Here is a 9,204-nt window from a genome sequence, read left to right as displayed (position 1 = left end):
TTTAAGACGGCCATGGTGCAAGCTTCGTACGTTTGAATTTGCTGCATCAGTTCTCTTTCCTCGGCATCCAATCTGTTCATGAGGGTAACTTTCATATTCATGCTGCCTCCCCTCATATAATCGCCTGATGCTTGCCGATAGCTTCCACGTTAGCATATTGATACATGCCGCTGTAAAAGCTGCGACGGTCAAGGATTCGTTTGACCTGTACTTTGGTGAAGGCCTTGCCTTGCTGCGTTTTGTAGTTTTCAAGGTTCAATTGGTATGCAATTTCGGATAATGTCCAGTGAGGGAATAGCTCTTTTAACTCGAATACCCGTTCCACAATGACCGCTTGCTTTTCATCGATGACAAGGACTTTGGAACCTTTCTTAGCTTTGTAGCCGAATGTGGCACGTCCTCCAGCATAGCCGCCTTCCTTGGCCTTCTTATTGCGTCCTTTGCCTAGTTTCATGGCGATTTCAAGCCGTTGGTAAGCGTCCAATAGTTCCATCAAGCCATTGATTAAGAAGTCCGAAGGGTCTTTCTTGTAGATGCTGTATGTCGGTTGTTCAATGGATTTCACGTCAACGTTATATTTCTTAAATTCACGATGAACCAACACTTTGACGATATCGCTTCTCCAAAGACGGTTTGTGTTTAGGACGACAACATGAGCGATGGAGCGAGTAGAAAGGAGAGAAAGCATATTCTGGAATCCTTCTCGGTCTACCTCCAAAGCATCCTCGTCTACTTTTGCACCGCTGATTCCTTCGTCCACGAACACATGAAGCAGGTTCCATCCTTGCTGCTGACAATACGCTTCGATTTCTTCCCGTTGATACGACAAGCTGTAACCATCTCTCGCTTGGCCCGCTGTTGAGACTCGAACATAGCCGATGACGTTCATTGAAAGTTCCCTCCGTTACAGAAATTTTAATTTATGTTACGCTGTGGAGTAATACAAATTTATAATATTACTTTGTAGCGTAATAGTCAATGAGTTTTATAGTAAAATATGATATATTTTTCTCAATGACCAACCATAAAAAATAAGAGGAAGTCGATTCAATGAAAATCAGAGTTCGATTACAAGAAATATTAGATGAGCGTAACATGTCACAACGTCAACTTTCGATAAAGGCAAACATGCGGCCAGCAACAATAAATGCATTGTGCAAAGGAACCACAGATCGAATTTATATCAGTACACTTGAAGAAATTTGTAAAGCTCTAAACGTTCATATTCATGAATTGATTGTAATGGAAGACGAATCGTTTAAACCCTAACAATGCTGTGTTTCCACATCAGCTATGCACCATACAACCAAAACGAAGCCTTCAAATAATGTAAACCAGCCCGGACACCATTAGAAAATAAAAACGTTATTTCATAGCGTTTTAATCGGAATAATGTCAAGTTTTCTTGCGTTATGTATGGATTACTCTTTGTTTCTTTAAATTTCTCTCTTTTTATGTATGATGATTATTGGTATCGCCAAAGCCCTATAAAGCCTTATTTCTTCTGGACTTTTAACCGATTATGTATGTAATTGTTATCGCTATCGCAAAAGTAACAAACGTATGTAAAAGGATCACTTTTAACCTAAATTTCCATAATCAATCTTGAGCGGAGCTAGCTTTGTTTGACTTGGGAAAGTGATTCTGCGAGCCAATCCCCGTCTATTGTCATAAGTTCCTGACCTGTACAATTGCTTTAATTCGGTTTCGGTGAATTGACTTTGCAATAATTTGAAAGCAAGTGCCTTTTCGATTTGATAAATGTCAAATGGTTGAGATTGTAACCAGCCAAATGGGATTCCTTCAATCGGTTCGGTAAACTGGATTGGCTTTAAAGCTGCTTCTGCCATCTGAATGAAAAATTCTTTCTTGAGTAAATCGACAGCACTGCGTTTCGGTGAAAACTTCTTCATTTCCTTGTAACTTGGTCGAATCTCCATACGCAGGATTCCACGGGCTTGTTCAATAACTTCTTGAGGTTCCTTTGTATCTCTGCATTGAATTTGTTTGTCATAGAACATCGTCTTTTTGCTATCGTTTTTATGTCCAGCCGTTTCCAGATGTCCATAAGAATATGGCTTCATGTACGGAAGTTTCAATTTATGTATTTCTCGCACATAATCACTGACCAAATGTCCAACTTGAAAATTCCAACATACATCCAATCGTTCAGTTCCTGACCAATCCTCCGTTTTCATTTCAATTTGAAATAACTCGTACAAGCGTTCATGTAACCTTTGGAAGAAGAGGGAATGTCCTTTTCTTGAAGGAGCGTTACATTATTACCGTAGAGAAACTTGGGGATGGATACTTGCAAAACGAGGGTTCTGCTATTATCGAAGTATTTAATAAACGGTATTTGGCTGTCTTTAATTTTGTAAGTTGTACCCTTGTCCAGATAAGCAATTTTTTCAGCGGCTACAGATTCAAGATTAGGATAGACAGGGAATGTTTTCATGATGATGGTATCAAACAATAGGCAATCTCTCCTTTTCGTGATGAGTTGATGATGTTCAATCCCCAAAATTTTGGGTAAGATTCGGCATGTTATAAGAAGAATCAAAGCAGCTTGTACTCCTTCAAAAGCTCCTCGAATTTATTATAAAAGCCTTGATCTGGAATTCCTTCTTGAGTCTCACATTCTTTATTTTTAAAATCAGTAAGATAATAAAGTAGAGCATCCATTATTTTAGTTTTTTGTGCATTTTCCTCCAGTAATTTCACAACATTTTCAAGCGTTTTAATCTCATATTCTCGCCCATATCCGGAGTAATTTAATGTTAATTTTTCAACTTGTTCTAATAAAAGAGCTTGTCGATGTTTTCGGGTAAGGTAATGAATAATTCCTCTGGCCTCTGAATACGTTTCCTTGACTGTATGTTCCTTTCCCTCCTCGTCAATTTTGGATGTTTCTGTTTCGTAAAATACATCAGTGTTTCTATAATGTATTATTTTAATCTCAAGTTGTTCGGCCCTCGTTAATACTTTCTGGAAGTATCTTTCTTCCTCAATGCCAAACAATTGGGAAAGTTGTTTGAGTCGCTCTTTAGGAATTTCTCTCTTCCCTCTTAGCCATGAATTAATGGTCTGCGGCTTAATGTTCAGTTTATTTGCAACCTCTTTGTACTCCATTTCATAAGTACGGCATATGTATTCTAGCCCAATCATGATCCTGCCCTCCAGCTAATGACTTATCGACTAAGACAACTTACAATTGATAATATACCATTGTCTTATTTAATAAGTCAAGGTTTCAGAAAAATATTTTTACCACTTTCTGCCGCGCAAATATTTTTTAGCGTTTTTTGTGTTGTCAGGGTAGGGGCAGGAAGAAAAAGAAACCACAATGCGAGGTTAGTCACATCGTGGTTCCAAAACATACCATTTATTTTTTGCGAGAGCTTAATTCTTCTTTAATAATATGATTGATTTTAGGAAGCATATTTTCAAAAATTTCATTGTCGAACCATTCAATATCGTTCCAAAACAGCTTGTATCCTTTTAGTTGTTCATAGACGATCAATAAGTCGTTTGTGGAAATGTCCTTTAAAGTTGTCTTCTCATTAATTAATTCTGAGAGAATTTCAAAACAAATCACCTTATTTCCATCCACATACATATCTTCACATAATTCCTTAATTGTATCAAGTTCCTCAAGTTCATTCTGACTTAAATTAAAGCTTAACATAATATCACCCTTATTTTGTAAGATCAATTATTTGATTGATACTTTTTCCGGGATTCGCAGAGGTAGAATTTGTTACTCGAACCCCTTGTAATTCCAATGTTTCATAACCGTCATTTTTTGCCATATCAACAATTAAATTCTTCCATTGAATAAATTCCTTGGCTCCTACAGCGTTTTTGACTTCAGAACCTTCAGCATAAATTGCAATATCTTTTAAAATTAACTTCTTACCATCTACTGCCACTTCTGCTAAAGCTCCAAGGTTTAAACCACTCTTCGAAGAAAACTTCGATTCGAAGAGCTGCCCAGCATTAAAGAATTTTCCGGGCCCGTTTAAAGTACCAGTAGCACTTGTTGGGTCTGGAATTAATAAATTTGCAGCGTCGGTATATAATTTAATTCCTAGCGGGTCACTCTCTATCCAACTTAAAGTACTTATTTTCGCAAGCTGCGAGACAAGTGCTTGAGATATTGAACTATCTGAAGATTGCATGATGGAAGCTTCCGACATCCCCGAAGCTCTCATTCTATCACGAAGTTTGTTTGCTTCATTAGCCCAATGCTGCATTTTTGTAGTATTGTTTGACTCAAAAGCCTTACTCCACTGCCACTTCATTTCATTTATTGTCCAGTTAGCAGTAATATTTGTATCCCAATGTCCTGATGGATCAATATATGTCAGCGGATTATTTCTCACATACGTATACAAATTCAAGCTCAGCGGGTTGCTAATATCCCCTTCATACGTATCCTCATTTATAAACCTGCCGACACTCGGATCATACCATCTGGCGCGCAGATACTGCAAATTCGTACTGCTATCCCAGAACTCCCCGCTGTATCGGAATGGCTGTGGTACTTGCTCCGATGTACTAAGCGGATTACCCCAGATGTCATAAGTATACCGATTAATGACATTGCCATTGCCGTCCGCTAATCCCACAACATCTCCGTGGCCGTTGTGAAGGTAATACGTTTTGGAGCCACCAGCATCTTGACGGGCTACCAAGCCGGTGCCACCGCGGATATATCTTGCTTTCATGGTCACGGTGCCATTGCTGACCGTTCCCTCTGCAATCATATTCGCTCCGTCATAGTAATAGCGCGTCGTCTGTCCATTCTCCGTCCGCTCGTAGAGCATTCCATCCCCATTATAACGATAGGAGACGTTCTTGCCATCATCGGTCGTCACTTGAACGAGTCGGTTGCGATCATCATACCGGTAACCGGCTCCGCTCATATCGATACTCTTGCTGCTCTGCATCGTTTGACGGTTGCCGCGAGTATCGTACGTATAAGCTTCATTAAATTGACTGGATTTTTCAATCCGGTCGAGCTTATCGTAGGAGAACGTATTCCCTTGGCCGTTCTCGTTTTTGCTTGTCTGATTTCCGTTATTATCGTACGTATATCCGTACGAATTCACAGGCGCACCATACCTTGTTTGCGTAAGATTCAGCAAATTGGCGCCATCGAATGTATAACTCCATGCGATTCCGTTACGCTGGGTTACGTTAGATAACAAACTATTTTTCTTATAATCATAACTTGCATCCCAGTCGGCGATAGCCGGACCTACGCCTTTCAGACGGTTACGGCTATCATATCCGTATGCTGTAACATAACCGAATGGATCGGTCATTTGCGTGCGATTCCCTTGTGGGTCGTATACGTATAGAACCTTCTTTCCATCCGGATATGTGACTGCATCAAGTTGCCCAACGTTATTATAACCATACTGTGTTCTGCCTGTACCGTCCTGCATGGCCGTGCGTCGTCCAGCAGTATCGTACTCATAAGAAACCGTCTCACTTCCGGTTACACTGTTGATCAATTGATCACGGATATTGTAACGGTAGTTTGTTATCTGTCCCTTACGATCGACATATTGTTTCACATTCCCGTTTACATCATAATAGTATTTTTCAATCTGACCTAGCGCATCGATTTTTCTTATTAAGCGACCCAGTTCATCATACTGCTTTTGAATTTTGTTTCCATCGGCATATTCCGTCTGAATTAATTTACCCGCCATATTATAGCTGTACTTCGTCGTTTCCGACTTGGCGTTAGTCACAGAAACCAACCGGTTAAATAAGTCGTAGGCGTACGATGTCGTGTTATTGTTACCATCGACATTAGACGTTACGTTTCCAGCAAAATCATATGCATTACTTGATAGAAGAACCGTTCCTGTTTGTTTCAACCATTCCTTCTTAGTAACACGGCCTAATATATCGTAAGTTTCTTTCGTCTTATTCGATTCAGCATCTGCCATTGTTACGGTGCGATTGATATCGTCATACTCTACTCCGGAAGCAGACCCATCAGGATAAGTTGTTCGGATATTCCTGTCCCAAGCATCATATCCATAGGTCGTTGTGTTGGACAACACATCCCGACTCCAAGACAGACGACCGTAAGGATCGTATCCATAAGAAGTTGTTCCGCTCCCCACGGTCCCTTCCGATGATTTCATCCCAAGGGCATTCCATTGAATAAAGGATGTCACGCCGGTTGGATCTATCGTGGTTACCTTATTATTAGCATCGTCATATATCAATTTCACTTGGCTTGAATCCATGTACGTTACTAATACTAATCGTCCAAGCTTATCATATTGATACCTGATAGGATATTCTCTTCCACTTGTATATTCGGTTATGTTACCTGTGGACTTATCGTACTTCTGCCATTGGAAGACCGCTGAGCTATTCCCGTCCGCATCGGTTACTTGAGACCACTGTTTGGTGACAAATGCATAATTGTAATCCGAACCGTATTCCTTGTTAATAACCGTATTCCGATGATCATCTTTCAGCGTTATTTTTGTCGCGTTACCGTAATTATCGTAATCAAGGTTAATTTGTGCTTTTAATACTCCGCCTTCATTATGTTCTCTATCGGAGACCTCTAAGATGCTGCCTTGTGGATTTCGCACATATTTTGTGAAACGTGACAGACCGGCATTCATCGGCTTCGTGATCGTCTCCAGCCAATGAGTTGTTGGATTATACGTATAGGTTGTTGTAATATTATTCGGATCCGTTTCCGTCAATACATTGCCGTAATCATCGTAGTTTCTTGTTACGATTTTATCTGCCGCGGCCGCTCCTGCTCTAGTCGTCTTCGAAGTCACTTTAATCGGAGACAGCCATTGCTTCGTTCGGTTGTACTCCATGATATCCGTATTTACCGTCGTTCCATCTTCTTTACTAATCTGGGTATTATAAATTACTTCCGGGGTGTTCTCGTCAATATACACTTTGTCAAAGCTGTATATTGTCTTTACTCGCCCATTATTCACAATTGTGGCGAAAGAACTATCATACTTTTTTACCTCTGCTCCATCTCCCGCGTAACTATAATCCACATGATTATACTTTTCTTCCGTTCCGTTGACGTACGTTATAATATCTTCCCGGGATTTGATGCGATTCACATATTCGTTTCCATAATCCCCCACTTTACGATTAACCGATTCGTAGGTGTAGCTTGTGCGGGCTTGGGTCGGGTGCTGTACTTGCTTTAACAGGGCAGCATAATTTTCCCCGCGTTTGGAATTTACCAAATCAAACGATGCCGACGCAATTTCGTAGGTATAATGCGTCTTACGATTCATCGCATCCGTAACCGAAGTCAACAATTCCTTGTTGCCTTTAGGGTCTTTCTGCTTTTCATATTTAACAATACGATCCCCCTGAGTAAGGGTCACTTCTGTTTCGGTGTAAGAAATGTTGATCTCATTATTTATTGCGTCTCTTATTTTCGTTAACACCAACCCATAAGGAGAAACATTCTGGTATTCAAATTGAATGGTATTGTTATAAGCATCTGATATTTGGATTAATCTGCCGTCCCCGGAAAAGTACTGCTTCTGGCCATTTAAATAATTCAGCGTGAACCATACATATTGATCGTTAATCTTACGCGATTCCTGTGTGACCGTAATGTCTTTCCACGGATATCCCTTCAAACTGGTCCCGTTCAGCTCATAAGTACCTCCTCCGGATAAATGAACGTAACTTCCCTTATCTGTATATTCAACATAAGGAATGTCCCATTTCCACCCTTTCCCAATAGGGAAATAGTTCTCATTCCTGAGAGGCTTAGTTTTGTTGGCATACGCATTCGTTATAAAACGTGAAGAATAGAAGGGCGGTACAACAACGTGTCCTGTTGTATATGCTCTGGCTACAAAAGATGTTCCGTTAAGCGTAATATTTTCGTTCGAAATAAATGGCCCAGTGTTAGGGTCATCAGGGTTCCTGTAAGACCAGGTCGCTTCCAAGTCCTTCCTCACTTGATTATCGAATTCATAAACTTCCGGATAGTCGGTAGGAAAATACCAATACGTATAACTTCCGCCATATTGCACGAATGACGCATAGTAGGAGGGAGTAAAATAAAAGCTTGATGCCGAACCGAATTTTTCCGGCATATTCGAATATTTCTGGTACAATCTTGCATCCAAAGCCGGGTAATATTTCATGGTATAGACGGCTCCGCTATAGATATCCTTATCATAATATAGCGAATCTGCACTATCATACCGGCGAGTGAGTGCAAAAGAAAGCCCATTCCTGCCCGGGAGGGTCATATCTGTGCTCTGTAATTGAAGGGCGCCATTGATCATATTGACATTCTCATTAACCGATGAAACAGAAAATGGAGCGCTGCTTGCTTTCATATTCACCCTATCCAAAGCAAATTTATCGTAATCTGTAGGATAGGAATTATAAGAATAGTTATATAAAGATCTTTTTATACGATTTAAGCCTTCGGAATAAGTGTTTGAAAACACACTTGGATAAAACTGCTCTTTATTATTTACGACTGTCGTATTTTTGGGTGTTTCGACATAGTTGGCATATGTATGTGCTGTAACCGACATATACGTATTTTGGGTAACTGTGTTATCTTTTTTGTTGTTCTCCTCTGTGAATCGCTCGGCGGAAAAGTCCATTTTTTGCAATCGTTCTGACACGCTTGGATTGATCCGTTTAAGGATCTCTCCTAGAGATTGGTTCGGTTCTATCCTTGTCTGCAAAGCGGAATGGATATCATACAATGAGTATCCTTTATTCAACTCGTTTAGCACATTGCTTTCAGGAACATTGTATTTTCTGCTTAACCATTCGATGGTTAGCACTTCTTTGGTTGCAGTTTGATCCGTAGTTGGAACCGCTGCTGCTTCCTCATTGGCATAAATCAATGCCGCAGGGGATAACGTTTGAGCAATTAGAGTGAATAATAAGACATGTCTTAGTAATTTTTTCATAGTTTGGCTCCTTAACACTGTTTGTAAATAAATGCGGCCTCGGATATTACCGGTGCGTAACGATGCTAGAATTAGCATAAAACTAAGTAAGTGGAACGATTTTTTCTCATGGTTACCTTCGTAAAATTTTATTTATAGTGAAAGCTCATAGAATCTACATACTCATGATGTCGCTATATTTCTTTAAAAGATACGGTATCCAGATCCATATAGGCTGAATCCTCTCCACCTACAG

General features: G+C 40.0%; 7 protein-coding genes. 1 reads left to right on the top strand and 6 read right to left on the bottom strand.

Annotated elements, in window-relative coordinates:
• Nucleotides 1-112 precede the first annotated feature (112 nt).
• Entirely contained in the window at nt 113-889 is a 777-nt protein-coding gene (locus tag PEH01S_RS33225; protein WP_127490344.1) for a recombinase family protein, read from the bottom strand.
• 161 nt (nt 890-1,050) lie between these two features.
• On the opposite strand from PEH01S_RS33225, the gene PEH01S_RS33220 reads away from it, so the two are divergent.
• A complete protein-coding gene (locus PEH01S_RS33220) occupies nt 1,051-1,269 on the top strand; it encodes a helix-turn-helix domain-containing protein (protein ID WP_127490343.1) in 219 nt (72 codons plus the stop codon).
• Between the two features lie 311 nt (nt 1,270-1,580).
• Here the strand turns inward: PEH01S_RS33220 and PEH01S_RS33215 are convergent, their stop codons facing one another.
• The 5 genes from PEH01S_RS33215 to PEH01S_RS33195 all read right to left on the bottom strand — a co-directional run bounded on the left by PEH01S_RS33215 (nt 1,581) and on the right by PEH01S_RS33195 (nt 8,969).
• Nucleotides 1,581-2,198, bottom strand: coding sequence for a hypothetical protein (locus tag PEH01S_RS33215; RefSeq protein WP_127490342.1), 618 nt, complete (start codon nt 2,196-2,198; stop codon nt 1,581-1,583).
• The gene (locus PEH01S_RS33210) at nt 2,195-2,476 is read right to left on the bottom strand and encodes a hypothetical protein (protein ID WP_127490341.1); all 282 of its coding nucleotides are present in this window, start codon (nt 2,474-2,476) and stop codon (nt 2,195-2,197) included. Before PEH01S_RS33210 ends, PEH01S_RS33215 begins: the two co-directional genes overlap by 4 nt.
• A gap of 83 nt (nt 2,477-2,559) precedes the next feature.
• Nucleotides 2,560-3,168, bottom strand: a complete 609-nt coding sequence (locus PEH01S_RS33205) for a helix-turn-helix domain-containing protein (RefSeq protein ID WP_127490340.1) — start codon at nt 3,166-3,168, stop codon at nt 2,560-2,562.
• A gap of 217 nt (nt 3,169-3,385) precedes the next feature.
• Nucleotides 3,386-3,688: a hypothetical protein gene (locus PEH01S_RS33200; RefSeq protein ID WP_127490339.1), complete on the bottom strand. Its 303-nt coding sequence runs from the start codon at nt 3,686-3,688 to the stop codon at nt 3,386-3,388.
• A gap of 10 nt (nt 3,689-3,698) precedes the next feature.
• Entirely contained in the window at nt 3,699-8,969 is a 5,271-nt protein-coding gene (locus PEH01S_RS33195) for an RHS repeat domain-containing protein (RefSeq protein ID WP_164828129.1), read from the bottom strand.
• Nucleotides 8,970-9,204: the final 235 nt, after the last annotated feature.

Origin of the sequence: Paenibacillus ehimensis NBRC 15659 (genome assembly GCF_004000785.1) — a bacterium.
In the GTDB taxonomy this organism is placed as follows: Bacteria; Bacillota; Bacilli; order Paenibacillales; family NBRC-103111; genus Paenibacillus_G; species Paenibacillus_G ehimensis.
This window is presented reverse-complemented; position numbering and strand designations above follow the sequence as displayed.

Bases quoted from the DNA above. Each gene is read 5' to 3' on its own strand.
- PEH01S_RS33200 (WP_127490339.1), bottom strand. From the start codon at position 3,688: ATGTTAAGCTTTAATTTAAGTCAGAATGAACTTGAGGAACTTGATACA.
- PEH01S_RS33205 (WP_127490340.1), bottom strand. From the start codon at position 3,168: ATGATTGGGCTAGAATACATATGCCGTACTTATGAAATGGAGTACAAA.
- PEH01S_RS33220 (WP_127490343.1), top strand. From the start codon at position 1,051: ATGAAAATCAGAGTTCGATTACAAGAAATATTAGATGAGCGTAACATG.
- PEH01S_RS33225 (WP_127490344.1), bottom strand. From the start codon at position 889: ATGAACGTCATCGGCTATGTTCGAGTCTCAACAGCGGGCCAAGCGAGA.
- PEH01S_RS33215 (WP_127490342.1), bottom strand. From the start codon at position 2,198: ATGAAAACGGAGGATTGGTCAGGAACTGAACGATTGGATGTATGTTGG.
- PEH01S_RS33195 (WP_164828129.1), bottom strand. From the start codon at position 8,969: ATGAAAAAATTACTAAGACATGTCTTATTATTCACTCTAATTGCTCAA.